Below are 25,965 nucleotides of genomic sequence, written 5' to 3'. Positions count from 1 at the left end.
CCGGCGAAAGGCGCGGAACAGAGGCGCGGAGGATGCGGTCATGTCGTGAAGCGTGTCGCCAGCCAGTCCAGCACCAGGGTCGGATTCGCCTGGGCTTCCAGGGCGTCCTGGGCTTCTCCCAGGGCCAATCCAAGACGACGCAGGCCCGAGGCGTCGAAACGGCGGGCCAAGCGGTCGGCCCCCGACGCGCTCTCACCGGTCAGGGTCCGACGCAGGCCGCGCATGACTTCCAGGATCACCCTCCGGGCCAGATCGCGGTCCACCGCGCCTTTGGCCATGGTCCGACCGAACCAGCCCCGGCCGGTCTCCCAGACTCCGTACAGCGCATCCGCCCACTGGGAGGCCTCGGCGTCTTCGCGGGAATCGTCGGGCCAAGCCAAGGTCAGGATGAAGCTGCGCGAGACCAGGGTGGGCAGGAGCCGTTCGCGCTGCGGCGCGGTGAGCACGAAGACATTCCCGGGCCGGGGCTCCTCCAGGGTCTTCAGCAGGGTGTTGGCGATCTCGGGGTTGCGGTCCTGGAACTCGGGAAAGATCGTCACCCGGCGTCCCTCGCCGTGCGGCGGTTGGCCCCAGGTGGGCCGCAGTTCACGGACCCGCTCCACATGCGACTTGTGGGTCGCTCCCTCGCTCTCGAAGAAAGCGCCGTCCACCAGGATGAGGTCGCGGAAGACCCGCTCGTCGATCTGGCGGCAGGTCTCGCAGGTTCCGCAGGCCCCGCCCGGGCAGTTGAGCAGCTTGGCCCAATAGAGGGCCAACGTCTCGCGCTCGTCCGCGCCCCCGCCTTCAAGAACCAGGCTCTGGGGAGGATGGGCCGCCAGGGCGTCCAGACGACGCCGGACGTGTTCCTGGCGAGCCGGGATATGGGAGCCGCCGTCCACCGTGAGATTCCTAGAAGGTCTGGCCCCGCTCCGGGCCAACGGACACGAGGCCCACGGGCACGCCGAGCAGCTGCTCGACCCGGTTCAGATAGGCCCGGGCGTTCTCCGGCAAATCGTCATAGCCCCGGGCCTTGGTGATGTCCTCATTCCAGCCCGGCAGGGTCTCGTAAATCGGCTCCACGTGGGCCAGGGCGTTCTGTTCCTGGGGCGGGTAGAGCACCTCTTCGCCGCCGTAACGGTAACGGGTGCAGATCTTCAGCTCGGACAGACCGGAGAGCACGTCGAGCTTGGTGATGGCCAGCTCGGTGGGGCCGTTCAGACGCACGGACTCGCGCAGGACCACGGCGTCCAACCAACCGCAGCGGCGCTTGCGGCCGGTGGTGGCGCCGAACTCGCCTCCCTGGCTCTGGAGATAGTCGCCCACCTCGTCGGACAATTCCGAGGGGAAGGGGCCGCCGCCCACGCGGGTGGTGTAGGCCTTGACGATGGCGATGATCCGCGTGAGTTCGCGGGGCGAGCAGCCGGAGCCCGAGGCCGCGTTGCCCGTGACCGTGGAGGAGGAGGTCACGTAGGGATAGGTGCCGTGGTCAATGTCCAGGTGTGTTCCCTGGGCTCCCTCGAAAAGAACCATCCCGCCGGACTTCTTGACCTTCTGGATGGCCGTGGAGACGTCGCCCAGGTAGGCGCGGATGCGCTCGGCGAAAGGCTTGATCTCCTCGAAGACCGCCGCCGGGTCCATGGGCTCGCAACGGAAGAGGTGGCGGAAGAGGACGTTCTTCTCCTCCAGGGCGCGGGCGATCTTCTCCTGGAGCAGCTTGAAGTCGGCCAGATCGGCGGCGCGGACGCCCACCCGGGCCACCTTGTCCTCGTAGCAGGGCCCGATGCCCCGGCCCGTGGTGCCGATCTTCCCGGCCGCGTCGCGGGCCGCCTCGCGGCAGCCGTCCATGCGCCGGTGATAGGGCATGATCACGTGGGTCTTCTTGGAAATCATCAGCCGCCGGGGCGTGACGTCCACGCCCTTGGCCGCCAGGGTGTCGATCTCACGACAGAAGACTTCCGGGTCCAGGACCACGCCGTTGCCGATGAGGCAGACCTTGCCGGGGTGCAGGATACCCGAGGGGATGAGGTGCAGGATGCACTTGTCGCCGCCCACCACCAGGGTGTGCCCGGCGTTGTTGCCGCCCTGGAAACGGACGATGGCCGCGGCCTTCTCGGCCAGCATGTCCACGATCTTGCCCTTGCCCTCGTCTCCCCATTGGGAGCCGAACACGACGATGTTCGACATTGGCTTCGCTCCTCGCGGCGGGCGCGATACCGCCCGCGGACAGGGGGAGTCGGCTCCCCCGTTCCGGTTCCGTGGCCTTTTCGACCTATTTCTTCTTGGGTTGCAGCTTGAGGACCTTGCCCGTCCGGGAGGATTTCTCCGGGGTTTCCCCCGGTTCCTTGGCGGCGGTAGGCGGGACGTCGCCGACGGGCGTCCTGCTCGGAACGGTGAGCGCGGCGAGGTCGATGTCCCCGACGGGCTCGGGCTTGCGCGACTGGGCCCAGTTGTAGTTGAAGAGCTGGTTCTTCAGGCGCATGCCCTGGATGATGCCGAAGAGCAGCGCCGATTCCTCCCAACGCTTGGTGGGCTCGAAGCGGCGGACCTTCTCGGCGTATTTCTCCCACAGGTCCATAAGGGACGCTTCGTCGTAGGCGTTGATCTGCCGGGCTATCTTCAAAAGCGCCCGCTCGATGTAGCTCTCGGACATGCTCGTTGTCGCTCCCTGCCTGAATGATCGGCGCAAGGCCGAATCTCTCATAACAGAAAGACCAGGGACCGCCAACGACTATCTGCCGGGCCCGGCCGGGTGGGCCGTTTGCCCGCCGAAGCGGCCTGTGCTATGGAGGCGTCCCACGTCAGACAAACCTGGAGCAGCCCATGAGCGACCTCAAAAAGATGTACTCCACCCTGCAGCAGGATCCCTTTCCCGCGGAGATGCGCCTGACCCTCGGGGACCAGGAACTGGTCTTCCACAAGCGCACCTGGCGCATCGGCGACGAAACCCTGGGCCTGCGTTACGGCGAGAACCCGGACCAGCCCGCCGCGCTCTATGAACTCAAGGAAGGCGGACTCTCCGTGGGCGGTGTGGCCTTCCGGGGTCCGGGCAAGGGTCTGGTCTCCGCTCTCACCGAGGAGCACATGATCCAGTCCGGCAAGCACCCGGGCAAGATCAACCTCACGGACGTGGACAACGGTCTGAACATCCTCCAGTACCTTTCGGCCAAGCCCGCCGCCGTGATCCTCAAGCACAACAACCCCTGCGGCGCGGCCTGGAGCGATGAGGGCCTGGCCGTCGCCCTGGAGCGGGCCCACATGTCCGACCGCATCGCGGCCTTCGGCGGGGCCATCGTGGTCAACCGTCCCTTGGACAAGGCCACCGCCGAACACATCGACTCGGCCTACTTCGAGGTGGTGGCGGCCCCGGACTACGAGTCCGGCGCGGTGGACATCCTCAAGAAGCGCAAGAACCTGCGCATTCTGCGCATTCCCGGCATCGCGGATCTGGCCGGGCTCTCCCGCGAGCCCTTCCTGGACGTGAAGTCCCTCATGGACGGCGGGGTCGTGCTCCAGTTCTCCTTCCGCAACCGCATCCTGGACGCCGCCGACTTCATCCCGGCCACGGCCGAGAAGGACGGCAACCACTTCGCGGCGCGCAAGCCCACCAAGGCCGAGGCCGAGGATCTGCTCTTCGCCTGGGCCGTGGAGGCGGGCGTGACCTCCAATTCCATCCTCATGGTCCGCGACGGAGTGACCACGGCCATCGGCACGGGCGAACAGGACCGCGTGGGCTGCGTGGACCTGACCATCGCCAAGGCCCACACCAAGTACGCCGACCTGCTGGCCTTCCGGGAACTGAACCTGTCCATCTACGAGTTGCGGCTCAAGGGCCGCGATGACAAGGCCCTGGCCCAAAAGCTGGCCGACATCGAGGCCCGCGCCAGTGAGGCCCGGGGCGGCCTGCCCGGTTCCGCGGCCGTGTCCGATGGATTCTTCCCCTTCCGCGACGGCGTGGACCTGCTCATCGCCTCCGGTGTCACCGCCATCGCCCAGCCCGGCGGCTCCATCCGGGACTTCGAGGTCATCCAGGCCGTGAACGAAGCCGCCCCCCAGGTGGCCATGGTCTTCACCGGCCAGCGTTCCTTCCGCCACTAGGACGAAAAAACGGAGCGGCCGCCACGGTTGTTGCACCGCGACGGCCGCTCCGTGAACCGGACCACGGCCGTCATGCCCCGTGCGCGGCGGACTCCAAGCGCGTCATGCAGCGTGTGCAATGGGTGGTGGCGGGCAGAAGCTCCAGCCGTCTCCAGGGAATGTCCTCGCCGCATTCCTCGCATATGCCGAACTCGTCCTCGTCCATGCGGTCCAAGAGAAGGCGCAGCTCGGTCAGGCGGCCTTCCGTCTTCTCCTTCCAGCCGATGTAGACCACGCGCGAGGCGCAGTCCTCCACCCGGCGATCACCGTTCTCGTCCAGCCCGTTGCAGGCCCTCCAGGCATCCAGCGCCTGCCGGATCTCCCGAATCTCGTCCTCCACGATTTCTCGCAATCTCGACAACTGTTCCGCGGTCATGACTTCCTCCTTTTCCGGTTGTTCGTCGCGGACAAAAAAAGAAGACCCCTCCTCCGGCTGACCGGAACGAGGGGCCTTCGTGCGGGCGTTCTCCAAAAAAGCGCGCTACACGAGGGCCCCCTTCTGCGCGAAGAGGAGCTTCTCCTGGACAGCCGGGCTCATCCCGGCGTCATGCATGCGGCGCGTTTGCATCATCGTTCGTTTTCCTGGGGAATGTCGTTCGGATTCGTCCTTACCATACCTCATGCAATGAAAAATGCAACCGCCCGCCGCGCCGCGTTTTTTTCCCGTTCACCGCCACACGTCCGCCTGGACCTCCGTCCCCTCATGGGCTATGGGATGCCGGCGCCGCGGCTTGACCTGCTTTCGGCCGGGCGCTACCCCTGGACGCGAACAGCGATTCCCTCACCCTTTCTGCAAAGAGAGCGACATGCCCAAGCCCCCCAAGATCGGCGGGTTCATCCATCCCGGCTGCGTGGTCGAATTTCTGCAAGGCAACCAGGTCCATCTGGCCTGGGTCCAGGAGGAGACCTCGGGACGCCTGCGCCTGTACACCCACACCAAGCGGGAGACGGTCCTGCCCGCCGCCCGGATTCTGCCCTGGACCGGGCCGGAATATCCCGGCCAAGCAGGACGGCAGGAGATGCTCGACCGTCTGACCGAGCATCACAAGCGCCGCGAGGAACTGGAATCCCGGGTCAACGCCATGGAAATCTGGGAGATGGCCCAGGGCGAGGTGGACACGGCCCCGGTGGATTGGTTCGCCGGGCTGATCTGGGAAAAACCCGGACCGGACGAGATCGCGGCCATGGGGCGGGCCCTGCTGGCGGCCAAAACGCATTTCAAGTTCCAGCCCCCGGATTTCGAGATCCATCCGGCGGAAAAGGTCGACGCCCGCTTGAACCAGCAGAACGAGGCCCGCGAACGGGAACGGCTGGTGGACGGCGGGCAGGCCCTGTTCAAGGCCCTCTGGGAGCGCCGCCGGGGAGGCCAGGGTCCGGCCCTGCCGCCGATGGACGAGGACGTGGCCGAACGCCTGCGCGGCCTGCTCCGTTCGGTCCTGGCCAAGTCCCTGGACGAACGCGACGCCAAGCTCTGGGAAACCCTGCGCAAAGGCCTGCCCGACCACCCGCACCTGGCCCTGCTCCTGGCCGAGGCCTGGGGCGCGGTGGAGCCGCATCACAACTCCCTGCTGGACGAGGCGGGCTTCGCCTGGGGCGACGCCTGGAGTTCCGACTTCGCGGGACAAATGGAAGACCAGCGCCGGGTCTTCGAGGCGGCGCGCCGGGAGCCCGAGCCGCTGCCCCTGGTGAGCATCGACGCGCCCACCACCCGGGACATCGACGACGCCTTCCACATCGAACGCGAATCCGGCGGCTACCGCCTGTGGATCGCCCTGGCCTGCCCCACCGTGACCTGGGCCTTCGGCTCCCCCCTGGACCAGGCCGTGTTCTCCCGGGCCACGAGCCTCTATCTGCCCGAGGGCACGAGCCACATGATGCCCGAGGCCCTGGGCACGGACCTCTTCAGCCTGCGGGCCGGAGAGACGCGGGCCGCGCTGCTGGTGGAGATGCGCCTGGACGAGCGGAGCCTGCTGTTGTCCGTGGAGCCGCGCCTGACCTTCGTCCGCGTGGCGGCGAACGTCTCCTACGCCGACGCCGAGACGGCCCTGGAGCGGGGAGATGATCCCCGCCTGGCCCTGGCCTTGGAGCTGGCCGAGAAGCGGCTGGCCCGGCGCGTGGAGGACGGGGCCTCGGTGATCCAGCGGCCCGACCCGGAGGTGATCCTGGAAGGCTCGGGCCGCGACGTGCGCGTGTCCGTGGAGGTCAAGGAGCCCCACCCGCGCGCCGAACTGCTCATCAGCGAGTTCATGATCCTGGCCAACGCGGGCATGGCCGCCTGGGCCCGGGAACGCGGCGTGCCGCTGCTGCACCGCACCCAGGACATCGCCCTGCCCCCGGAGGCGGCCGGCGTCTTCAGCGAACCCTCGGACATCTTCGCGGCGGTCAAGCTGCTCACCCCGCCGAGCCTGGAGGTCGCGCCCCGCCGCCATGCGGCCCTGGGCGTCCCGGCCTACAGCCCGATCTCCTCGCCCATCCGGCGCTACACCGACCTGATCAACATGGCCCAGGCCTCCTCGTTCCTGGCCACCGGCGCGCCCCGGCTGGACCGCGAGGCCCTGGAAGCCCTGCTGCCCAACCTCTCGGGCCGCATCCAGGCCGTGTCCGTGATCCAACGCTACCGCCCGCGCTACTGGAAGCTGCTCTTCCTGGCCCAGCACGGCCGCACCCCGCACCCCGCCGTGCTGGTGGACGACTCCGGGCCCTACCCCACCCTGGCCCTGCCCCAGCTCCAGATCAACGTGCGCGCCCCGCGCCACATGCTTGGGGACAAGCTCTACCCCGGCCAGCGCTTCGACCTCGTCTTCGGCCGCGTCGATCCCCTGACCAACGAGCTGAAGGTCCTGGAGGCCCACGAAGGCTGATACGTGCCCGGCCTCGTGGATCACGGAGGTGGGATCGGCGGACGTGAACAGCCGGATCAGGGCCCGGCCGTCGTCCAGGAAGGTGACGGCCGCGCGGGGGGATTTGTCGGACAAGGCCTCATGGAACAGGGGCTTGCCGTCCGATCCGAGAGGCGTTATAGCTTCATCAGAAGTCGTTCCCGCTCCATCCTGGGAATCGGAAGCGGATTCGGAGGACGACGCCTCCGCTCCCTCGCCTGGACGAGTACGCATAGGCCCGGCGAGCGTAGCGCCGGATGGGCCATAACCCCCACCGGAGGCACCGGAGGCATCGTCCTTCCATCCCGTCGGCAACCATGTTTCCCGCCCCCCCCGAAATGGTACAGCGAAAGCACGGCCGTGTGCCCGTCATGGGCGACATTCACCCTTTCGTCTCCGCCGCCTCCTGGAGCTGGGCCAGGATCGCACGCACGGCCTCCAAGCCGATGCCGGGGCCCTGCCCGGGGTCCGCGTCGCGCGGTTTGACCAAATCCGCGTCAGTATATATTCTCTGTCCTGTCGTGATTGCGCGTGGGTTCGCCCCAGGCAATCGGAGCCTGGAAGTGCGCGCCCAATCACGGCCTTCTTTTGCGAGCGCATTGTCGCCGGACGTGGAATCGTCTATATTTGAATCGCCAGGGGCGGAGATTGCCCGGATGACCTCCTGGGAGACACCTCCGTAGGACTCCATGGAACGCTCCCCCCTGGCTGCGGACTGGTACAGCGTGGGGTTCACCTCGCGCAGCTTGACAAGATCACTCTCGGAGTACATTTTATGACCAAAGCCGTTGCTTGGAGCACCCGGGGGCAATTGCAGCCTGTGTTGGTTCACCCACGCGCGGCTTTTGTTTTTTGTCCTGATACCGGAGCTTCCCGTTGGTGATCTGGTCTAGAAACCAGGCGGGCTTGTTTCCATAAACCGACGTGACCAGATTGACGAACGTTCTGTCCTTGTGAACGTCGAGCTCCACCAGCACCATAACCGTCTGCCCATTCTCCCCTTTAAGGCCGAACATCACGACAAGCCGCTCCGGCTGAGTGGCGCTGTCAAAAATCATGATCGGGTCATCCATGGCCCGGGGTATCTGCTTTGCTACTCCAAGCGATACCACGGGGTGTTCCTTCATTAGCCGACTGAGCTTTCCGGCGGTAATCACAAGGTCTAGCGGCTTCGCCCCGATGTAACACAAAGGGGGTCCGCATGATCCGAATATTCGAGCTGCGATCCTTTTTGGCGTCAACGGCAGAGCGATCCAGCTCTTCAGCAAACCGTGCCGCGTCTTCTTCTAAACGCTGTTTTGCGTTAGCCCCGATACCGTTTTGGTACAGCGTGGGGTTCGCCTCGCGCAGCTTGACAAGATCGGCTTCCGTGTATAGCTTTTTTCAGTCGCGAATGGCGGCGTCCCTCCTGCGGGCAATTGGCGCCCGACAGAGCCCGCCCATTCGTGACTTTTCGTATTGTTTATGTAGCGCAGCCTTCCTTTTTCTATCTGCTCCAGGAACCAATCGTTCCGCGGGGATTTCGTCTCCTCATAATTCTTGACGTACATGCTGGGCACAAGGTTCAGACTTGTAGCCCTTGGAACCTTCGCGCGCCAAAACCACGGGCACGACGACTGTTGCGCCGTGTGCGTCTTTCAACTCAAGCATCATGGTGAGATCGGATATGGCGGTCTGTGAATCCGTTTTGAACACCATGATGGGATCAGCCATCGCCGCCGGGATCTGTTTCACCAACTCGGCTGGAAGGTTGTGCTTCCCGGAGAGAACCTTGTCCATAACGCCGTAAAGCATGCGGATAGGCAGATTTCGCGCCCCCAGCATCTGCAGGACCAAGGGCGTTTGCCGCAGCATGGTCACCGGACGTGTTCTGACCAATGTCCCGTTGACATATCGGTCAACGCTTCTCCCCCAGCCTTCCGCGTCGCTTGCGAGCGCCTCGTCCGCCAGCCGGACATCCTCCCGGCTGGGCTGGAACAGTTCCTTGCCGCCGGACGTGGAATCGTCTATATTTGAATCGCCAGGGACGGAGATTGCCCGGATGACCTCCTGGGAGACACCTCCGTAGGACTCCATGGAACGCTCCCCCCTGGCTGCGGACTGGTACAGCGTGGGGTTCACCCCGCGCGGCTTGACAAGATCACTCTCGGAGTATATCCTATGTTTATAGCTGGTTCGTGGACGCCCCGGGGGCAATTGGAGCCCGTGTTGGTTCGCCCACGAACGGCTCATTTTTTGTCCTGATACCGGAGCTTCCCGTTGGTGATCTGGTCTAGAAACTAGGCGCGCTTGTTTCCATAAACCTACGTGACCAGATTGACGAACGTTCTGTCCTTGTGAACGTCGAACTCCACCAGCACCATAACCGTCTGCCCATTCTCCCCTTTAAGGCCGAGCATCACGACAAGCCGCTCCGGCTGAGTGGCGCTGTCAAAAATCATGATCGGGTCATCCATGGCCCGGGGTATCTGCTTTGCTACTCCAAGCTATACCTCGGGGTGTTCCTTCATTAGCCGACTGAGCTTTCCGGCGGTAATCACAAGGTCTAGCGGCTTCGCCCCGATGTAACACAAAGGGGGTCCGCATGATCCGAATATTCGAGCTGCGATCCTTTTTGGCGTCAACGGCAGAGCGATCCAGCTCTTCAGCAAACCGTGCCGCGTCTTCTTCTAAACGCTGTTTTGCGTTAGCCCCGATACCGTTTTGGTACAGCGTGGGGTTCGCCTCGCGCAGCTTGACAAGATCGGCTTCCGTGTATAGCTTATTTTTGGAGGCATTGGCTGGAGTAAAGGGGAAATAGACCCCGGCGCTGGCAGTCCAATGCTTCCATTTATGCCCGTTCATGTAGCGGGCATTTTTTTATAGCTGCTTTGCACAAACCATGTGTTTGACGGTATACCTTCGCGCTCTTTGGCATAAGCGCTCTTAATAATATTAATTTGCGATCCTGGAATTTCTCCTGTTGCTTTCAACACCACCGGCACGACCAGTGTCGCCCCGTTGGCATCCGTCAGTCCCAGCATGAACACCAAGTCGCCTTTGGCGCGGCTGGCCGGATTATCCGAATCAAAGATGGCGATGGGGTCCGCCATTGCCGCCGGAATCTGTTGAAGCAAATCCGGCGTGATATTGGGATGCGCGCCGTCAAAAAGATGGGGGGCGGCGTAGATGCCTCCTGTGGCGGCGGCCTTTCCGGTCACGGTGTCCGCTCCGAGCAGTTGCATCACAAGCGGCGTTTGGCCGAGCATTTTTTGAGGGCCGGACGGCGGCCTTCCGGATGAGGCGATTGCGTCCACCGTCTTTTTCCATTCCCGCACATCGCTTGCGAGCGCCTCGTCCGCCAGCCGGACATCCTCCCGGCTGGGCTGGAACACTTCCTTGCCGCCGGATGTGGAATCGTCTATATTTGAATCGCCAGGGGCGGAGATTGCCCGGACTACCTCCTGGGAGACACCTCCGTAGGACTCCGTGGAACGCTCCCCCCTGGCTGCGGACTGGTAGAGCGTGGGGTTCGCCGCGCGCGGTTTGACCGACTCCACGGCAGTGTATATTTTTTGTCGAACCGGGATTGAGCGTGTGTTCGCCCCAGGCAATTGGTGTCTGGAAGTGCGCGCCCAATCCCGGCTCTTTTTGCTGGGGCTGCCCGGGGCAGGAACGGCTCTTCGGCGTTGTCCTTGACAACCTGCGGCGTCCCCGCGGCGAAACACAATGAATGCCCACTGCTGGCCACGTGGGATTTCGGCTTATGTCGGATGAAGGCGTGGAGGTACCCGGTGGGCATTTCCTTTCCGGCTTCAGCCCGCAGAGCCGAACGTCAAGTTCCCCATACCCGTCCGGAACGTCCTTCACCGTCAGCACCGCATGAACGCGGCCGCCGGTGCGGGCTGGAACAAAGAGGGAACCTCGTCTATCTTGTTTCCGCCAGGGGGGGGAGATTGCCCGGACCATGCAGGCCGCCTCCGGGCCAGCCTCCGAGAAACGCTCCCCCCCGACCCTCCCTTGCAGCTCCCCTCTCCACGGTGTCATGTGCCCCCCCGCCGAACGGTCTTGCCGGGACAGGCGGCGTCCCTCCCGCGCGGACGTTGCCGATCCGGGCGGAAGCGGATACAAGGGGAGCCACGAAGGAGACGTACATGACCCTCTTGTGGATGGTGCTCGCCTATCTTCTCGGCTCCGTGCCCTTCGGCCTGATCCTGGCCAAGACCCTCTGCGGGGTGGACCCGCGCGAGGACGGCAGCCGCAACACCGGGGCCACCAACGTGGCCCGGCTCTGCGGCACGAAATACGGCGTCCTGGTTCTGGCCCTGGACATCCTCAAGGGGTACGTCCCGGCGGCTCTGGTCGTCTCCGGCCCGGCGGGAGCAACGTCCGTCAGCCTGGTGGCCCTCTGCGCCATCCTCGGCCACGTCTACTCGCCCTGGCTCAGCTTCAAGGGCGGCAAGGCCGTGGCCACGACCATCGGCGCGTTCCTGGCCCTGATGCCCCTGGGCACGCTCCTGGCCGTGCTGGCCTGCGTCGGGATCATCGCCCTCACCGGATACGTCTCCCTCGGCTCCCTGACCCTGGCCCTCTGCCTGCCGGTCTTCGCCCTGCTCACCGGCAAGTTCGCCTTCCTGCCGCTGGCCCTGGTGGTCATGCTCCTGCTCTTCTGGCGTCACCGCGAGAACATCCGCCGCCTGGCCCGGGGCGAGGAGATGCCCTGGCGGCGCAAGAAGGAGGCCGAATGAGGGCCCACCGGGTGCCCCCGCGCTACGCCGTCTACTCGATCATCGCCTCGCTTCTGACTCTGACTCTCAAATTCACGGCCTTCGCCCTGACCTCCTCGGTGGGGCTCCTCTCCGACGCCACGGAATCCCTGGTGAACCTCACCGCCGGGTTCATCGCCCTGACCGCCCTGCTCATCGCCGCCCGCCCGGCGGACGAGAGGCACACCTACGGCCACGGCAAGGCCGAGTATTTCTCCAGCGGGGCCGAGGGGGTGCTCATCATCGTGGCCGCCGGGGGCATCGCCTGGGCCGCCTGGGAGCGCTTCCACGCACCGGTGCCGCTGGACAACCTGGGCCCGGGCCTGCTGGTGGCCGTGCTGGCCTCGGCAGTGAACATCGTGGCCGCGCGCATCCTGCTCTCGGCGGCCCGCCGCTTCGACAGCATCACCCTGGAGGCCGACGCCCGGCATCTGCTCACCGACGTCTGGACCTCGGCCGGCATGATCGCCGGACTCTGCATCCTCTTCGTGGCCCCCACATGGCTCATCCTGGATCCGATCATCGCCGGGATCATGGCCGTGAACATCGTCTTCACCGGCGTCTCGCTCATCCGGCGCTCCGTGTCCGGACTCATGGACGAGGCCCTGCCCGAGGAGCAGATGCGCGCCATCGAGGAGGCCATCCGCGCCGTACTGCCGGACGCCGAATACCACGGCCTGCGGGCCCGCAAGGCCGGAGCCGCGCTGTTCGTGGACTTTCATCTGCTCGTGCCGGGGGAAACCACGGTCCAGGCCGCGCACGACCTGACCTGCGACATGGAGGACGCCATCCGCGCCCGGCTGCCGCGCAGCCAGGTCACGGTGCACGTGGAGCCCCTGGAGGACGACGCCTCCAAGGACGGTGACCACGTGGGCGGAATCTGCGGCGGGGGAAGAACTCCGGCGGAATGACCCCGGCTATTCCCCGGGGGCCCTGGCCTTGTCGCGCTTGTCCCAGGGGATGAGATTCAGGATCGCCTGGACCAGCGGCTCCAGGCCGGGCCGCTCCAGGGCCGAAAGCGGAATGCCCTGGGGGTGGAGCCGCCGGGCGGTCTCCCGGGCCTCCTCGTCCAGCAGATCCCACTTGTTCAGGGCCAGAATGCGCGGCGCCTCGTCCAACTCCAACTCCCGCAGAATGCTCTCCACGGCCTCGATCTGCTCCTCGACCTCGGCATGCGAGGCGTCGGCGACATGCACGAGCACGTCCGCGGACTCCAGTTCTTCCAGGGTGGCCCGGAAGGCCTCGCGCAGGTCTGGGGGCAGGCGGCGAATGAAGCCCACGGTATCCGTGAGCACAACCTCGCGGTCGCGGGGGAAGCGGATGCGCCGGCTCGTGGGGTCCAGGGTGGCGAAAAGCCTATTCTCGGCCAGCACCCCGCTCTGGGTCAGGGTGTTCAGGAGCGTGGACTTGCCCGCGTTGGTATAGCCCACCAGGGAAACCACCGGCAGCCCGGCCTTGGCTCGGCGTTCGCGGGTCTGACCGCGCTGGCGGCGCACGTCCTCCAGTTCCTTTTTGAGCCGGGCGATGCGGTCGCGGGCACGGCGGCGGTCGATCTCCAGCTTGGTTTCGCCCGGGCCGCGTCCGCCGATGCCGCCCACCAGCCGGGACATGGCCCTGTTCTTGCCCACCAGACGCGGCAGGGCGTACTTGAGCTGGGCCATCTCCACCTGGAGCTTGCCCGCCCGGGACGTGGCGTGCTGGGCGAAGATGTCCAGAATGAGCTGGGTACGGTCCAACACGCGGCGCTCGGTGAGGTCGGCCAGATTGCGCAGTTGCGAGGGTGAGAGATCCTGCTCGAAGAGGATCACGGCCGCTCCGGTCTGCAAGGCGCGCACCTCCAGGTCGGCCAGCTTGCCCTTGCCCAGGATGAACTTGGAATTGAGCACCGAGACGCGCTGAACCACCGTGCCCACGGGCGCAAGCCCGGCCGTGCGGGCCAGTTCGGCCAGTTCCTCCAGGGAGCGCTCCTGCACCGGACGCGGTGCTGCGGCCACGCTGACCAGCAACGCCCGCTCCCCGCCCCCGGCCTCCCGGGCCGTGTCCAGCCGGGCCAGTTCCTCTTCCAGCGCCGCCACCTGCGCGCCCAGGTCCAGTCCCTCCACCCGGTCCCAGCGCGCGGGTTGCGCCACGTCGTGGCTCTTGCCTTCGGGGTTGGGCGGCAGGAGGTGGGCCCACTGGAAGCGCTCGGGCTCGCCCGCGTCGCTCACCGTCAGCGCGCCCACGCTGTCCAGTCGCAGGAAGACCATGTCCATGAGGTCTTCCTGGGACAGGGTCTCGCCGGAAAGGTGCGTGTGCAGGAGGCGCAGGCCGCGCAAGCGCCCGGCGCCCAGGCGCAGACGGGGCAGTTCGGGGATGAGGATGCCCCCCGGGTCGCCCACCAGGACCATCAGGGGATAGCCTTGCCGATCGATGAGCAGGGCCACCTGGCGGCCGATCTCGCGGCTGATGGAGGCCAGTTCCCAGGCTTGCTCGTGGCTGTAGGGCGCGGCCTGGGGAAAACGCCGGGCGTAAAGCCGGGTCAGGCGTTTGATCTGGCTGGGCTTGAGGCCCTGGACGTTGCCCTGGGGCTTCTGGGCGATGGTGAACTCCTCGGCTAGGCGCGGTGCCCGGACAGATAGTCCGCGATCATGGCGTCATAGGCGCTGACCAGCCGGAAGGTCTCGGCGGCCATGTCCTTGCGCAGCGGGAGCGAGAAGCCGCCCCGTTCGGCCAGCTCCGTCAGGACGCGGCCGTAGTGGGCCACGCCGGGCACCACCAGGATGCTGTGGAAGTTCTTGGCCGAGGCGCGCAGCAGAGTGGGCCCGCCGATGTCGATCTGCTCCACCGCCGCGCGCAGGTCCAGGCCCTTCCGGGCCGCCTCGGCGAAGTTATAGAGGTTCACGCAGATCAGGTCGAAGGGCTTGATCTTCAGCTCGTCGAGGGTCGCCATGTGGGCGGGATCGTCCTTGTCGGCCAGGACGCCTGCGTGGACGTGGGGGTGCAGGGTCTTGACCCGGCCGCCGAGGATCTCGGGAAAGCCGGTCACGTCGCTCACGGAGGTCACGGGCAGGCCCGCCTCGCGCACGGCCTTCATGGTGCCGCCGGTGGACACCAACTCCACGCCCTTTTCGTTCAGGGCGCGGGCGAAATCAACGAGTCCGGTCTTGTCGGTGACGCTCAGAATGGCTCTGCGGGGAACGAGAAAATCCATGAGCACGCCTCGCTTTTGAGCAGGCTGTGCCAGATTTGCCGGAGGTTGGCAAGCGAGGAAGCCGCCCGTTCCCACGTTGGATGATCCCCCGTCCCGCCCGGGGGAGAGCCGGACGGAACGGGGAATCATTGGGAGGGGAGACCGAAATTCGTCCTAGAGCTGAGCCAGGAGTTCCTTGGCGGGCTCGAAGTCCGAGTTGCCTTCCAGGATGCGCTCCAGCTCGGCGCGGGCTTCATCCTTGCGATCCAGGCAGACCAGGCAACCGGCCAGGGAGTACCGCACCTCGGACTTGCCCGGGTCGATCTCCAGGTAGCGGGAGAGGTGCGGAATGACCTCTTCCAGACGGTTCTGTTCGTGGCCCAGGCGCACCAGGCTGAACAGGGCGACCATGTTCTCCGGGTTGACCTTGAGGGCCTCGACGAAGTGGCCGATGGCGTCCCCGCCGCGTCCCTGCTCCATGAGCACGAGGGCGATGCCGGCGTGGGTCTTGTCCGTGGGGTCCACCTTGTGGGCCTTCTGATACATGCTCAGAGCCCCGTCCAGTTGACCACGATGAATGGCGATGGCGGCCAGACCGAGATAGGGATCGGCATGCACGCCGTTGGAGCTGGCGGCCTTGGTGTAGTACTGCTCGGCCTTGTCCAGCTCACCCATGAACAAGTAGCATTCGCCAAGTTCCTTGTTGATTTCGTAGTCCAGATGACCGCTCATGATCTTCCCCTCCATACTCCTTGCCCGCCGGTCGGGCGGGAAAACGTGTCGGGCCCCATGCGGGCCTGCTTCGCATTTGCAACGCTCATGCCAACCTATCCGAAGAGAAAAATCGTCCCCAAGGGGCCGGCCCTCGGAAAAAGTTAATCAACATGCTTATTCCATTGGATAAAAATGCACGGCTTTTTATTCCGCGCGGAGGTCTGGGCGTGGTGGCGGTCGGATCGCCGCCAAAGCGGCCCGGAAAACCTTGCCGCCCGATTTCCGGCGCGTGCAGAATCGTCATCTCTCTGGTAAAATCAATGTAAAACAGCATGTTAATTTGTTTGGCATGACGGTTGCTCATCATTCCCGACAGACGGCCCCGGCCCCAGGCCCGGCCCACCGGGAAAAAACGTCCGGAACCGGAGGAAGTGAGCAATGAGAAGCCTTTTTGACGGACACATCGAACTCCAGGAGAAGGTCCTCGACCTGCGCCTCCAACGTCAAAATCTCGTCATGAGCAACATCGCCAACGTGAACACGCCCCAGTACAAGGCCAAGCGTCTGGAGTTCGAAAAGGATCTCCAGTCCGCCCTGGCCCTGGACGTGAGCGGCAAGGTCACGCGGACCAACGATGCGCACATGCCCGCGGCCTTCGACGAATCCACGTTCCAGGGCACCGGGATCAAGGAGTTCAAGCCCCGCTACATCCACGGCGAGGACTCCGTCGACCTGGACAAGGAAATGACCGTCATGGCCAAGAACGCCATGCTCTACAACGCCCTGACGGAAATCATCACCAAGAACTTCACCGGGATGCAGAAGATCATCAGCGAGGGAGGGAAGTAGCGTATGGACTTCATGACCGCGCTCGACGTCGCCGCCACGGGCATGAAGGCCCAGCGGGACTACATGAACGTCATCTCCATGAACATGGCCAACGCCAAGACCACGCGCACTGCGGACGGAGGCCCCTACCGCCGCAAGAGCGTGTCCTTCGAGTCCGCGCCCATCCTCTCGCCCTTCGACGAGGCCATGCGGGACCAGCTCAACCGTGACCTCCAGGGCGTGACCGTGCGGGGCGTGGTCAACGACACCCGGCCGTTCAAGTACGTCTACGAGCCGGGCCATCCCGACGCCAACCAACAGGGCTACGTGGCCTACCCGGACATCAACGTGGTCGAGGAAATGACCAACATGATCACGGCCATGCGTTCCTACGAGGCCAACGCCCAGTCCATCCAGGACGTGAAGAGCATGTTCAACAAGGCCCTGGCCATCGGCCGCGGCTAACCCGAGGGAGACGAACCATCATGATCGGCAGCGCATACGGCATCCAGGCGTACCAGAAGGCCATCGGCCGCCAGACCGCCATTGAGGGCAAGGTCTCCCAGGGGTTGGCCAAGAACCAGCCCAAGAACGGCGGATTCCTGGACGCTCTCCAGAATTCGCTCAAGGAAGTCAATGAGATGGAGGCCGAGAAGAGCGCCCAGATCACGGCCTTCGCCTCCGGCAAGAGCGAGAACGTCCATGAACTCATGATCAGCCTCCAGAAGGCGGGAGTGGCCATGAGCTTGACCGGCGCCGTGCGCAGCAAGGTGCTCTCGGCCTATCAGGACCTCATGCGGATTTCCTTCTAGGAACTGAGAACCGGCGCGCAACGAGCGGAACAGACGGAAACGAGGAGTCCGAGACATGCCCCCCGCCATCAAGCAGTACTTCCAAAAAGTGACCTCCTACTGGGCCGACCGCACCATGTCGCAGCGCATCCTGCTACTGGGTCTGGCGCTCTCCGTCACCGTCGCCTTCGTGCTCATGATCTACTGGCTGAACAAGCCGGATTACCGCGTGCTCTACTCCAAGCTCTATCCGGAGGACGCGGCCAAGATCGTGGAGATGCTCAAGGCCGGCAAGGACAAGTATCAGCTCCAGGACAACGGCCAGACCATCCTGGTCCCGGCCGATCGGGTCTACGACCTGCGCCTGAAGATCGCCGGCGAGGGCAACCTGCACGGCCAGGGCATCGGCTTCGAAATTTTCGACGACCTGAAGATCGGCCAGACCGACTTCGTCCAGCAGATCAACTACCAGCGCGCCCTGCAGGGTGAGCTGTCGCGCACCATCAGCGAGTTTCCCCAGGTGGAGAAGGCCCGCGTGCACCTGGTCATGCCGCACAAGAGCCTGTTCATCGAGGACCAGCTGCCGCCCTCGGCCTCGGTCGTCCTCAAACTCAAGGACAAGGGAACCCTGGAAGCCAAGCAGATCCAGGGCATCGTCAACCTCGTCAGCATGTCCGTCGAAGGTCTGGACAAGAAGCGCATCACCATCACGGACATGAACGGACAGCCCCTGTACATCCCCGAGGACGAGAGCACGCCCGGGCTGTCCACCACGCAACTGGACTACAAGGCCCAGATGGAGCGCAAGCTGGAGCGGCGCATCGAGGAACTCCTCATGCCCGTGGTCGGCCCCCAGAAGGTCATCGCCCGCGTCAACGCGGACCTGGATTTCAGCCAGAAGACCATCCGCAAGGAGATGTACGATCCCAACGCCACAGTGGTCCGCTCCGAAAACCGCAGCGAGGAGACCACCCAGGGGCGCGCGGCCATCGACGGCGGCGCGCCCGAGGCCAACTTCCGGGGCGACGGCTTCGCCGGAACCCAGTCCACCCAGGACTCCACCCGCGAGGCCCGGACGACCAACTACGAAATCAACAAGGAAGAGCAGAGCATCGTCTCCCCCGTGGGAGAGTTGCAGCGCCTGAGCGTGGCTGTTATCGTCGACGGCACGTACGCCAAGGACGCCCAGGGCCAGATGGCCTACACGCCCCGCTCGGCCGAGGAGATGCAGCGCATCCAGAACCTCGTCCGCTCGGCCGTGGGCTTCGACAGGAACCGCGGCGACGCGGTGGAGGTCTCCAACATCTCCTTCGGCGCGCCGGAACTGGAAGACGGCCAGACGCTCATGCGGACCATGCTGGAATACGCCCAGCGGCTGGGCAAGCCCTTCCTCAACGGCCTGCTGATCTTCCTCTTCCTCATCCTGGTGGTCCGGCCCGTGATCATGGCCCTCATCCGGCCGCGGGTGGCCGAACAGGAAATCTCCGAGGTGGCGGGCCTGCCCGGCATGGAACGGCTGGCCATCGAAGAGGGCGAGATGGACGAGGAGGCCCTCGACGCGGCGCGAAAGCTGGAGAACATCAAGGCCCAGGCCCTCCAACTCTCCGAACAGAACATGGAGCAGGCCGTGAGACTCCTCAAGGTCTGGATCAAGCAGGAGGCATAGCGTGAGCGGCTTCACCGGTCCCCAGAAAACGGCCATCGTACTCCTGGCCCTGGGCGAGAAGTTCACCGCCGACGTCTTCAAGCGCCTGGAGCGGGCCGAGATCGCGGCCATCTCCAAGGCCATGCTGGACATCGATTCCGTGCCCAAGGAGCAGGTGCTGGAAGTGCTCAAGGAGTACAACGAGAGCCTGGCCTACGGAGCGGAACTCCTGGTGGGCGGCCCGGACCAGGTGAAGCGCCTGCTGGCCAAGGCCCTGGACCCCGAAACCGCCAAATACATCATGGACTCCCTGGAGATCGACACCGGCCCCACGCCGTTCCAGGAGCTGGGCAACGTGAGCCCGCGCATCCTGGCGCAGATACTGCGCAACGAGCATCCCCAGACCCTGGCCCTGATCCTGGGCCACCTGCACCCGGACCAGGCTGCGGAACTGCTCTCCAACCTGCCCGCCGGCGTGCGCGCCGAGGTGCTCATGCGCCTGGCCAAGCTGGAGTCCGTGGCCGCCGAAATGCTCATGGAGGTGGACAAGGTTCTCCAGAGCCAGCTCATCGCCATGGGCGGCAAGGAAGGCAAGAAGGTCGGCGGCGTGCAGGCCGTGGCCGAGATATTGAACGCCGTGGACCGCGCCACCGAAGAGGAAGTGCTCTCCGAAATCGAGGAGGAGTCCTCGCAGATGGCCGAGGACATCCGCAACCTCATGTTCGTGTTCGAGGACATCAAGGCCCTGGACGATCGCGGCATCCGCGAACTGCTCAAGGAGATCTCCAACGAGGATCTGACCACGGCCCTCAAGGGCGCCTCCGACGATCTCAAGGAGAAGTTCCTCAAGAACCTCTCCGAACGCGCCGGGGCGATGATCCGCGAAGACCTGGAGATCATGGGCCCGGTGAAGCTCTCCGAGGTGGAGGGCGCGCAGCAGAACATCGTCAAGACCGTGCGCCGCCTGGAAGACGAGGGTCGCATCGTGGTCAGCAGAGGGTCGGGAGATGTCTTCGTCTGACGCCCAGGAAAAGTTCTACACCGGACGGGTCATTCTGGGCATGGACACGCCCGGCCCGGACGTCATGACCATCCAGGAAATGGAGGGCAAGAAGCCCCCCACCTGGGACGAGGACACCTGCTCCGCCCTTCTGGAACGCGTACGGGTCAAGGCCCGGGACGCGGCGGCGGAGATCCTGGCCCAGGCCCGCAGCGAGGCCGAGCAGATCCGAGAGCAGGCCCGCAACGAGGGCCAAGCCGAGGGCTACGCCCAGGCCCAGGACGAGGTCTCCCGCCAGATGCGCGAATTCGGCATGACCCTGGGCAACATTCTCCAGGCCGTGCAGACCCAGGAAGTCGAGATATTCGAATCGCAGCGCAAGGACTTCGCCCGGCTCATCCTCCTGGCCGTGCGCAAGGCCCTGGGCGTGGAAATGGCCGAACGCCGCAAGGAAGTCCTGGACTCCCTGCTGCGCGAGGCCCTGGAAAAGCTTGAAAGCCTGCGCCAGATCACGGCCCGGGTGGCCCCGGAAGACGTGGAAGGCATGGAACTGCTCCTGAACGAGGCCAAGGCCGCGTTCCCGCGCCTGGACCAATGGCAGGTCAAGGGCGACGCGGGCATCGCCTCGGGCGGCGTGGTCCTGGAGACGCGCGTGGGCATGATCGACAATACCCTGGACACCCGCTGGGCCGAGGTGCAGGCCATCCTGGACCGCCTGGCCGGAGCCGCCTCCGGGGACGCGGACGGCGGAGCGGCCCATGGCGGCGCTTGATCCGCGCGGCTGCTGCGCGCTGTTCGAGGAACTGGACGCCTGCCGGAGCTACGGCAAGGTCACCAAGGTGGTCGGCCTCATCGCCGAAGGCCAGGGCATCAAGGCCCCCATCGGCTCGGTCTGCCACCTGCTGCCGGAATCCGGCGACGAGGCGTCGGCCATCGCGGCCGAGGTGGTCGGCTTCCGGGGCGGTTCCTGCCTGTTCATGCCCTACGGCGACCTGCGCGGCGTGGCCCCGGGCTGCCTGATCCGCAACTCCTCGATCCCGCCGCACGTGCCCGTGGGCGAGGCCCTGCTGGGCCGCGCCGTGGACGCCTTCGGCGAACCCCTGGACTCCTTGGGGCCCTTCGTGCCCGAATCCTTCCGCCCGCTTTTCGGGGAACCGCCGAACCCCATGTCGCGGCCGCGCATCCTTGAGCCCCTGGACGTGGGCGTACGGGCCATCAACGGACTTTTGACGCTGGGCAAGGGCCAGCGCGTGGGCATCATGGCCGGTTCCGGCGTGGGCAAGAGCACCCTGCTCGGCATGATGGCCCGCTACACCAAGGCCGACGTGAACGTCATCGGCCTGGTGGGCGAACGCGGCCGCGAGGTGCTGGAGTTCATCGAGCGCGACCTGGGCCCGGAGGGTCTGGCCCGCTCCGTGCTCGTCATCGCCACCTCGGACAAGAGCCCGCTCATCCGCATGCGCGCGGCCTACACCGCCACGGCCATCGCGGAGTTCTTCCGCGACAAGGGCGCGGACGTGCTGCTCATGATGGACTCGGTGACGCGCTTCGCCATGGCCGGGCGCGAGGTGGGGCTGGCGGCCGGAGAACCTCCCACGCGCGGCGGCTACACCCCGAGCGTCTTCGCCCACCTGCCCAAGCTCCTGGAACGCGCGGGCAAGAGCGTCGAGGGCTCCATCACCGGCATCTACACCGTGCTCGTGGACGGAGACGACTTCACCGAGCCCATCGCGGACTCCACTCGCTCGATCCTCGACGGACACGTGGTTCTCACCCGCGATCTGGCCGACCAGGGCCATTTCCCGGCCATCGACGTGCTCAAGAGCATTTCCCGTCTGCGCTCGGACATCACCCCGGCCGAGGTCCAGGACGCCGGGCGCGTGGCCCTCAAGTACCTCGCCACGTTCAAGCGCGTGGAGGACATGGTCAACATCGGGGCCTACCAGCGCGGCTCCAGCCCGGAGATCGACACCGCCCTGCGGCTCATCCAGCCCATCAACGCCTTTCTGCAGCAGCGCGTGGCCGACCGCCAGCCCCTGGAGGAGAGCTACGCCCAGCTCATGGCCCTGGCCGCCCAGGCCGGGGGCGACGCGGCCGCCAAACCGCAGGCCAAGCCCGCCGCGGCGAAGCCCGCGCCCAAACCCGCCAAACGCTGACCGGTCCGGAGCCCAGACGGTCTGATACGGATCAGCCCTTCCCCGCCTTCATCAGGGCGTGGAAGAAGTCCTGCACATATTTGCCCGAGACCACGTCGGCCAGGGAGAAGGACGGCGGCCCTTCCTTGGGGAAACGCGAGGTCAGGGCGAAGAAGAGTTGGGCCGAGGACTGCTTCAGGACCGGCTCGAGCACGTTCTGCCAGAGATCCTGCTTGGTCTCCTCGTCCAGTTCATGGGTCCGGCACTGCAGGGGCCGGAAGTCGAAGATCAGGCACTTGCCGTCTTCCGACAGCGGACAACGCGCGCCCGAGGCCGAGAGACAGAATTCCGTCGGCGCGGTGGTGGGCACGGCGGCCCGAGCCTCGTGCTCGCTGCGGGCGGCGGCCACGGCGCGCTCGATGAGCTGTTGGCGGGCCTGGCTGGTGGTGGCGGCGTCCACCTTGCGCCGCACATGCACGGCCTCCACCAGGGAAAGATGCACTGGAATGGAGCAGCAGCGGTCGTGGTCCCGGCCGCAGCGCGACCCCTCCCCGCTCTCGTAGGAGAAGAGATCCTCGGCCCGGGACACCAGGGCCTCGTAGTCGGCCAGAAACGGCCCAAGATCCACGAAATTCTTGTACTCCAGGCACGGTTCGCGCACCGTGAGCTGCCCGGCCTTGCGGCCGTATTTGCGCACCGCCCACCATTGCTCGAAGTTGCTCGGCTTGGAGCGCAGCTTGCGCAGCTTGAGCCAGGCCAGCTTGTGGCCCAGACCCCGGCGCAGGAGATAAGCGTTGAGCACCGTGCCCGTGCGGCCGATGCCGTGGCGGCAATGGATGTAGACCTTCTTGCCCAGATAAAGGGCCTCGTCCAGCCACTCCAGGGCCTTTTCCAGAGTCTGAAGGTCCGGGGCCTCCTCGTCGCTGATGGGCAGATAGTAGACCTCGAAGCCGGAGTCGGCCTCGATCTCGTGCAGATCGCAGAATTCGCCGCAGAGGTTGAGGATGGCGGTGATGCCCTGTGCGCGCAGCGTGTCCAACTGGCCGTAGGACATGGGCGCGCCGCCCACGGCCAGACGGTCCGTGATCCAGGTGATCCCGTCCGCCGCCTTGGGCGGGCTCACGCGCGGCCCCGCTCGATGCGCCGCAGATGCTGGTCCACCAAACCCTCCACCTGTTCCCGGTCCTTGAGCCCCATGTCCATGAGCCGGGTCACGGCCGTGAGGTAGCCCAGGGCCGCCAGCCGCTTCTGCGTGTCGTTCTCGGGCTTGCGGGCGTACTTGGCGTCCAGCATGTCGCCCCGGGTGGAGCACTCGAAGCCCAGCCGGGTCAGCACTCCGGTGAGGAACTCCAGGCGCAGCAGACGCTGCTCCAGGCTCCCTCCCCCGCCCTTGAAGCGGAACTGGATGTAGTTGCCGTTGACCTCATGGCCGCAGACCGAATCCAGAACCGAGAAATGGTAGCCAAAGCGGATCATGCAGTGCAGATAGTCCGCCGAGATGATGGCGTAGCTGGCCAGCAGACGGGAGTTCTTGGAGAAGATGCCCGCGCTCACGCGGTCCAGCTCCTCCCAGTCCACATGCACCAGATCGCCCCAGCCCACGCTCCGGTCGGCCAGCCCCCACCAGAAGGCCCACATGGGCTGGCTCTTGATGTCCTCCGGCAAAACCTCGGAACGGGATCGGCCGGAGTCGAACAGGCCGTCCTCCAGATCCAGGAGGTAGAGCACCAGAGGCAATTCGGTCCGCAACTTGCGTGAGCTGGCCAGCCCCCGGCCGCCCTTGCCCACCAGGCTGAACATCTCCGCCACGCCCTTCTCGTGACAGAAGCGCACCATGTCGTGCAGGGACTTGCAGCCTTCGGGGCTGAACTCCGGGGCCTCGGGATCGGTGAGGCTCAGCTTGGCCGTCAAGGGCAGGATGCGGGCGAAGCGGGGGTCCGCCACACGTTCGCCCTCCACGCTGGGCGGCGGCAGCAGTTCATCCACGCGCCCGGCGTAGACCGCCCCGGCGTCGGCGTCCACCGTGACCTCCGCGCCCTCGGGCAGGGACTGGAAGCCCCCGGGACCGACGAGCACGGGGATGCCGTTCTCCCGGGCCACGGAGGCCAGATGGCTGGCCCGCGACCCGGTTTCGGCGACCACGGCGGCCAAACGCCCGGCGAACTGGGCCAGGATCGGCGGCAGGGTGGAGGTCACGGCCACGGCTCCGGGCGGGAAGGAGGTCAGCTCGCCCACGGTCCGCAAATGCCGGACCGTTCCGGCGGCCACGCCGCCGGAGGCGCGGATCAGGCCGGAGGCGAGGACTTCCGCCCGGGGGACGGATCGCGCTTCATGGCGCGGGGCATCCATGTGGAACTGGCGGGACTGGAGGATGAACAGGCGGTCCTCGGCGTCCACGGCCCACTCCACGTCCTGGGGCCGTCCGAAAAGGGTCTCCAGCTTGAGCCCCGCCTCGCGCAGGTCCGCCAGCGAGGCCTCGGAAAGCGGCACCGGCCCGGGGCCGCTGCATGCCGCGAGTATTTTCGGGCGGCCGCGGCGCGAGAGCAGGAGGCGGCGCGGCGTGCGGCTGCCGTCCACAAGGCTCTCGCCCAGGCCCGAGACGGCGAACAGGGACATGGCCTCGGGTTCGCCCGAGAGCGGGCATCCCTCGGGGTCCAGGGTGTAGAGCACGCCCGCGGCCTTGGGCTCGATCATGGGCAAGATCAGGACCGACATGGCCGTCTCCGTGTCCGAAAGCCCGTGGGAGATGCGGTAGACCAGGGCCCGGGAGCAGTATTTTCCGGCCAGAACCCGTTTGTAGGACTCGACCGCGTCGTCGGGCCGCACGTGCAGTTCGCTGGCGTACTGCCCGGCGAAAGACAGTTCCGAGTCCTCGGCCAGGGCGCTGCTGCGCACCGCCAGCAGGCGGCCGCCCCGGGACAGTTCGTCGGCCGCGGCCTGAATTTGGGCGGCGAGCCCCTGGGGCACCTCCGCCCCAAGGATGACCTCCATGAGTTCGCCCGCCAGACGCGGCACGTCCTCCGGGCGGGAAAGCACGATCTGGCGCAGTCTGCGGTCCAGAGGGCGGCGCAGTCCGGCGGCCTCGATGAAGTAGTGAAAGGCGTTGGCGTTGACCAAGTAGCCCGGGGGCACCGCGAGATCCGTCTCCACGGCGACTCGGCCCAGGTTGGCGGCCTTGCCGCCCGCAAGCTCCTGGCGTCCGGCGGCCTCGGCGAGCGAAAGCAGATACGGCGGAGCGATGTCCCCGCCGGGCCGGTCCAGGGCCATGCGCAGATAGAAGTCGATCTTCTTGAAGTGCTCGGGCAGGCCCATGTAACGCGTGGGGCTCATGGCCATGAGGTTGCCGACCAAACGCTCCACCGCCGCCGAGAGCCGTTCGCAAAGCCAGACCACCCGGGCCTGATCGGCCTTGTCCTGGCCGTAGGCCAGCTCCTCCAGGTCCGCGATGAGCGAGAGGCAGATGTCGTCGGAGCGCAGGAGATCCTTGAAGGCGTTGTACTTGGCCCGCAGCAGAGACCCCGGGGCGAAGACCTGATAGGTCCAGTGCCGGAAGAGCTGGGTGATGAGCGACATGACGGCCGCCGCTACCCGGCCAGCACTTCGGCCACCTTGGCCTCCAACTCGCCCTTGTCGATGGGCTTGACGCAGTACTCGCCGGCCCCCAGGCGCAGGGCCTCACGGGCCGTCTCCAGCGTGGGATAGCCGGTGAGCATGATGGCCTTGGTGTCGGGGGACAGCTTCCTGATCTCCTCCAGAACCTCCACCCCAGTCATCTTCTTCAGCTTCATGTCCAGAATGGCCAGGTCCGGCTTGTTCTTGCGCACGAAGGCCAGGGCGTCCTCCTCCTCGGTGAAGGCCGTGACCTTGTGGCCTCCACGCTCCAAGATGCGCTTGACCAGGACGCCCGCGTCCGAAATATCGTCCACCACGATGATGTCGGCCATGA

General features: G+C 65.9%; 26 protein-coding genes. 11 read left to right on the top strand and 15 right to left on the bottom strand.

All coding sequences use genetic code 11. The annotated features are described in order from the left end of the window. Nucleotides 1-38 precede the first annotated feature (38 nt). The 3 genes from H587_RS0106440 to H587_RS0106430 all read right to left on the bottom strand — a co-directional run bounded on the left by H587_RS0106440 (nt 39) and on the right by H587_RS0106430 (nt 2,629). Nucleotides 39-878 carry a DNA polymerase III subunit delta' gene (locus tag H587_RS0106440; protein ID WP_027175566.1) on the bottom strand — a complete coding sequence of 280 codons (840 nt, stop codon included), beginning with the start codon at nt 876-878 and terminating at the stop codon, nt 39-41. A gap of 10 nt (nt 879-888) precedes the next feature. Beyond that, nucleotides 889-2,163, bottom strand: coding sequence for an adenylosuccinate synthase (locus H587_RS0106435; protein ID WP_027175565.1), 1,275 nt, complete (start codon nt 2,161-2,163; stop codon nt 889-891). Between the two features lie 85 nt (nt 2,164-2,248). After that, complete coding sequence (locus H587_RS0106430; RefSeq protein WP_027175564.1) at nt 2,249-2,629, bottom strand: hypothetical protein; 381 nt, start codon at nt 2,627-2,629, stop codon at nt 2,249-2,251. A 170-nt stretch (nt 2,630-2,799) separates the two neighbouring features. Here H587_RS0106430 and H587_RS0106425 point away from each other — a divergent pair, with 170 nt between their 5' ends. Next, nucleotides 2,800-4,074, top strand: coding sequence for an IMP cyclohydrolase (locus H587_RS0106425; RefSeq protein WP_027175563.1), 1,275 nt, complete (start codon nt 2,800-2,802; stop codon nt 4,072-4,074). A 70-nt stretch (nt 4,075-4,144) separates the two neighbouring features. Here the strand turns inward: H587_RS0106425 and H587_RS0106420 are convergent, their stop codons facing one another. Beyond that, nucleotides 4,145-4,489 (bottom strand): TraR/DksA family transcriptional regulator, encoded by a 345-nt coding sequence (locus tag H587_RS0106420; protein WP_027175562.1) that lies wholly within the window; start codon nt 4,487-4,489, stop codon nt 4,145-4,147. A 430-nt stretch (nt 4,490-4,919) separates the two neighbouring features. Here H587_RS0106420 and H587_RS0106410 point away from each other — a divergent pair, with 430 nt between their 5' ends. Continuing rightward, a complete protein-coding gene (locus H587_RS0106410) occupies nt 4,920-6,974 on the top strand; it encodes a ribonuclease catalytic domain-containing protein (RefSeq protein WP_027175561.1) in 2,055 nt (684 codons plus the stop codon). 791 nt (nt 6,975-7,765) lie between these two features. On the opposite strand, the gene H587_RS0106400 is transcribed toward H587_RS0106410, so the two are convergent. The 4 genes from H587_RS0106400 to H587_RS0106385 form a co-directional block, all read right to left on the bottom strand. Further along, nucleotides 7,766-8,119: a MuF-C-terminal domain-containing protein gene (locus H587_RS0106400; RefSeq protein ID WP_169432752.1), complete on the bottom strand. Its 354-nt coding sequence runs from the start codon at nt 8,117-8,119 to the stop codon at nt 7,766-7,768. 403 nt (nt 8,120-8,522) lie between these two features. Next, on the bottom strand, nt 8,523-9,068 hold the full coding sequence (locus tag H587_RS0106395) for a MuF-C-terminal domain-containing protein (protein WP_027175558.1): 546 nt from the start codon (nt 9,066-9,068) through the stop codon (nt 8,523-8,525). 227 nt (nt 9,069-9,295) lie between these two features. Then, nucleotides 9,296-9,460, bottom strand: coding sequence for a MuF-C-terminal domain-containing protein (locus tag H587_RS20545; protein WP_281167620.1), 165 nt, complete (start codon nt 9,458-9,460; stop codon nt 9,296-9,298). A gap of 372 nt (nt 9,461-9,832) precedes the next feature. Continuing rightward, nucleotides 9,833-10,366: a MuF-C-terminal domain-containing protein gene (locus H587_RS0106385; RefSeq protein ID WP_027175557.1), complete on the bottom strand. Its 534-nt coding sequence runs from the start codon at nt 10,364-10,366 to the stop codon at nt 9,833-9,835. A gap of 759 nt (nt 10,367-11,125) precedes the next feature. Here H587_RS0106385 and plsY point away from each other — a divergent pair. Continuing rightward, nucleotides 11,126-11,719, top strand: a complete 594-nt coding sequence (gene plsY / locus H587_RS0106380; protein WP_027175556.1) for a glycerol-3-phosphate 1-O-acyltransferase PlsY — start codon at nt 11,126-11,128, stop codon at nt 11,717-11,719. Beyond that, complete coding sequence (locus tag H587_RS0106375; RefSeq protein WP_034608651.1) at nt 11,716-12,648, top strand: cation diffusion facilitator family transporter; 933 nt, start codon at nt 11,716-11,718, stop codon at nt 12,646-12,648. The genes plsY and H587_RS0106375 overlap by 4 nt, the downstream gene beginning before the upstream one ends. 6 nt (nt 12,649-12,654) lie before the next feature. On the opposite strand, the gene hflX is transcribed toward H587_RS0106375, so the two are convergent. The 4 genes from hflX to H587_RS20540 form a co-directional block, all read right to left on the bottom strand. Beyond that, nucleotides 12,655-14,160 carry a GTPase HflX gene (gene hflX / locus H587_RS0106370; RefSeq protein ID WP_245560829.1) on the bottom strand — a complete coding sequence of 502 codons (1,506 nt, stop codon included), beginning with the start codon at nt 14,158-14,160 and terminating at the stop codon, nt 12,655-12,657. Nucleotides 14,161-14,330: 170 nt separating this feature from the next. Then, nucleotides 14,331-14,927, bottom strand: a complete 597-nt coding sequence (locus H587_RS0106360) for an IMP cyclohydrolase (protein ID WP_027175552.1) — start codon at nt 14,925-14,927, stop codon at nt 14,331-14,333. A gap of 153 nt (nt 14,928-15,080) precedes the next feature. Continuing rightward, nucleotides 15,081-15,638, bottom strand: a complete 558-nt coding sequence (locus H587_RS0106355; protein ID WP_027175551.1) for a tetratricopeptide repeat protein — start codon at nt 15,636-15,638, stop codon at nt 15,081-15,083. Between the two features lie 85 nt (nt 15,639-15,723). Beyond that, nucleotides 15,724-15,984 (bottom strand): hypothetical protein, encoded by a 261-nt coding sequence (locus tag H587_RS20540; RefSeq protein WP_156904470.1) that lies wholly within the window; start codon nt 15,982-15,984, stop codon nt 15,724-15,726. Between the two features lie 74 nt (nt 15,985-16,058). Here H587_RS20540 and flgB point away from each other — a divergent pair, with 74 nt between their 5' ends. From flgB to H587_RS17555, 7 genes are read left to right on the top strand one after another with little or no spacing between them, the layout of a single operon-like run. Then, nucleotides 16,059-16,469, top strand: a complete 411-nt coding sequence (gene flgB, locus H587_RS0106350; RefSeq protein ID WP_027175550.1) for a flagellar basal body rod protein FlgB — start codon at nt 16,059-16,061, stop codon at nt 16,467-16,469. Nucleotides 16,470-16,472: 3 nt separating this feature from the next. Beyond that, complete coding sequence (gene flgC / locus H587_RS0106345) at nt 16,473-16,913, top strand: flagellar basal body rod protein FlgC (protein WP_027175549.1); 441 nt, start codon at nt 16,473-16,475, stop codon at nt 16,911-16,913. Nucleotides 16,914-16,933: 20 nt separating this feature from the next. Next, on the top strand, nt 16,934-17,260 hold the full coding sequence (gene fliE, locus H587_RS0106340) for a flagellar hook-basal body complex protein FliE (protein WP_027175548.1): 327 nt from the start codon (nt 16,934-16,936) through the stop codon (nt 17,258-17,260). 55 nt (nt 17,261-17,315) lie between these two features. Next, the gene (fliF, locus tag H587_RS0106335; protein WP_027175547.1) at nt 17,316-18,905 is read left to right on the top strand and encodes a flagellar basal-body MS-ring/collar protein FliF; all 1,590 of its coding nucleotides are present in this window, start codon (nt 17,316-17,318) and stop codon (nt 18,903-18,905) included. A 1-nt stretch (nt 18,906) separates the two neighbouring features. After that, nucleotides 18,907-19,905: a flagellar motor switch protein FliG gene (gene fliG / locus H587_RS0106330; protein ID WP_027175546.1), complete on the top strand. Its 999-nt coding sequence runs from the start codon at nt 18,907-18,909 to the stop codon at nt 19,903-19,905. Further along, nucleotides 19,892-20,656 (top strand): FliH/SctL family protein, encoded by a 765-nt coding sequence (locus H587_RS0106325; protein ID WP_027175545.1) that lies wholly within the window; start codon nt 19,892-19,894, stop codon nt 20,654-20,656. Before fliG ends, H587_RS0106325 begins: the two co-directional genes overlap by 14 nt. Further along, nucleotides 20,643-22,040, top strand: a complete 1,398-nt coding sequence (locus tag H587_RS17555; RefSeq protein WP_051202493.1) for a FliI/YscN family ATPase — start codon at nt 20,643-20,645, stop codon at nt 22,038-22,040. Before H587_RS0106325 ends, H587_RS17555 begins: the two co-directional genes overlap by 14 nt. A gap of 31 nt (nt 22,041-22,071) precedes the next feature. Here the strand turns inward: H587_RS17555 and H587_RS0106315 are convergent, their stop codons facing one another. The 3 genes from H587_RS0106315 to H587_RS0106305 are packed head-to-tail and all read right to left on the bottom strand — an operon-like array spanning nt 22,072 to nt 25,963. After that, complete coding sequence (locus tag H587_RS0106315) at nt 22,072-23,142, bottom strand: protein-tyrosine phosphatase family protein (protein WP_027175544.1); 1,071 nt, start codon at nt 23,140-23,142, stop codon at nt 22,072-22,074. After that, on the bottom strand, nt 23,139-25,592 hold the full coding sequence (locus H587_RS0106310; RefSeq protein ID WP_027175543.1) for a PEP/pyruvate-binding domain-containing protein: 2,454 nt from the start codon (nt 25,590-25,592) through the stop codon (nt 23,139-23,141). The genes H587_RS0106315 and H587_RS0106310 overlap by 4 nt, the downstream gene beginning before the upstream one ends. A gap of 11 nt (nt 25,593-25,603) precedes the next feature. Then, nucleotides 25,604-25,963, bottom strand: coding sequence for a response regulator (locus H587_RS0106305; protein WP_027175542.1), 360 nt, complete (start codon nt 25,961-25,963; stop codon nt 25,604-25,606). Nucleotides 25,964-25,965 lie beyond the last annotated feature (2 nt).

The organism is Desulfovibrio aminophilus DSM 12254, from assembly GCF_000422565.1.
Classification (GTDB): domain Bacteria; phylum Desulfobacterota; class Desulfovibrionia; order Desulfovibrionales; family Desulfovibrionaceae; genus Aminidesulfovibrio; species Aminidesulfovibrio aminophilus.
Note: the sequence above shows the minus strand (reverse complement) of the source record. Positions and strands in the feature narration are given on the sequence as shown.

Coding starts and splice junctions, on each gene's coding strand:
- fliE (WP_027175548.1), top strand. CDS start 16,934: ATGATCGGCAGCGCATACGGCATCCAGGCGTACCAGAAGGCCATCGGC.
- H587_RS0106410 (WP_027175561.1), top strand. CDS start 4,920: ATGCCCAAGCCCCCCAAGATCGGCGGGTTCATCCATCCCGGCTGCGTG.
- flgC (WP_027175549.1), top strand. CDS start 16,473: ATGGACTTCATGACCGCGCTCGACGTCGCCGCCACGGGCATGAAGGCC.
- H587_RS0106420 (WP_027175562.1), bottom strand. CDS start 4,489: ATGACCGCGGAACAGTTGTCGAGATTGCGAGAAATCGTGGAGGACGAG.
- H587_RS0106400 (WP_169432752.1), bottom strand. CDS start 8,119: ATGAAGGAACACCCCGTGGTATCGCTTGGAGTAGCAAAGCAGATACCC.
- H587_RS0106305 (WP_027175542.1), bottom strand. CDS start 25,963: ATGGCCGACATCATCGTGGTGGACGATATTTCGGACGCGGGCGTCCTG.
- H587_RS0106355 (WP_027175551.1), bottom strand. CDS start 15,638: ATGAGCGGTCATCTGGACTACGAAATCAACAAGGAACTTGGCGAATGC.
- H587_RS0106360 (WP_027175552.1), bottom strand. CDS start 14,927: ATGGATTTTCTCGTTCCCCGCAGAGCCATTCTGAGCGTCACCGACAAG.
- plsY (WP_027175556.1), top strand. CDS start 11,126: ATGACCCTCTTGTGGATGGTGCTCGCCTATCTTCTCGGCTCCGTGCCC.
- H587_RS0106325 (WP_027175545.1), top strand. CDS start 19,892: ATGTCTTCGTCTGACGCCCAGGAAAAGTTCTACACCGGACGGGTCATT.
- H587_RS0106310 (WP_027175543.1), bottom strand. CDS start 25,592: ATGTCGCTCATCACCCAGCTCTTCCGGCACTGGACCTATCAGGTCTTC.
- H587_RS0106375 (WP_034608651.1), top strand. CDS start 11,716: ATGAGGGCCCACCGGGTGCCCCCGCGCTACGCCGTCTACTCGATCATC.
- H587_RS17555 (WP_051202493.1), top strand. CDS start 20,643: ATGGCGGCGCTTGATCCGCGCGGCTGCTGCGCGCTGTTCGAGGAACTG.
- H587_RS20540 (WP_156904470.1), bottom strand. CDS start 15,984: ATGAGCAACCGTCATGCCAAACAAATTAACATGCTGTTTTACATTGAT.
- H587_RS0106430 (WP_027175564.1), bottom strand. CDS start 2,629: ATGTCCGAGAGCTACATCGAGCGGGCGCTTTTGAAGATAGCCCGGCAG.
- H587_RS0106425 (WP_027175563.1), top strand. CDS start 2,800: ATGAGCGACCTCAAAAAGATGTACTCCACCCTGCAGCAGGATCCCTTT.
- fliF (WP_027175547.1), top strand. CDS start 17,316: ATGCCCCCCGCCATCAAGCAGTACTTCCAAAAAGTGACCTCCTACTGG.
- flgB (WP_027175550.1), top strand. CDS start 16,059: ATGAGAAGCCTTTTTGACGGACACATCGAACTCCAGGAGAAGGTCCTC.
- H587_RS0106435 (WP_027175565.1), bottom strand. CDS start 2,163: ATGTCGAACATCGTCGTGTTCGGCTCCCAATGGGGAGACGAGGGCAAG.
- H587_RS0106395 (WP_027175558.1), bottom strand. CDS start 9,068: ATGGAGTCCTACGGAGGTGTCTCCCAGGAGGTCATCCGGGCAATCTCC.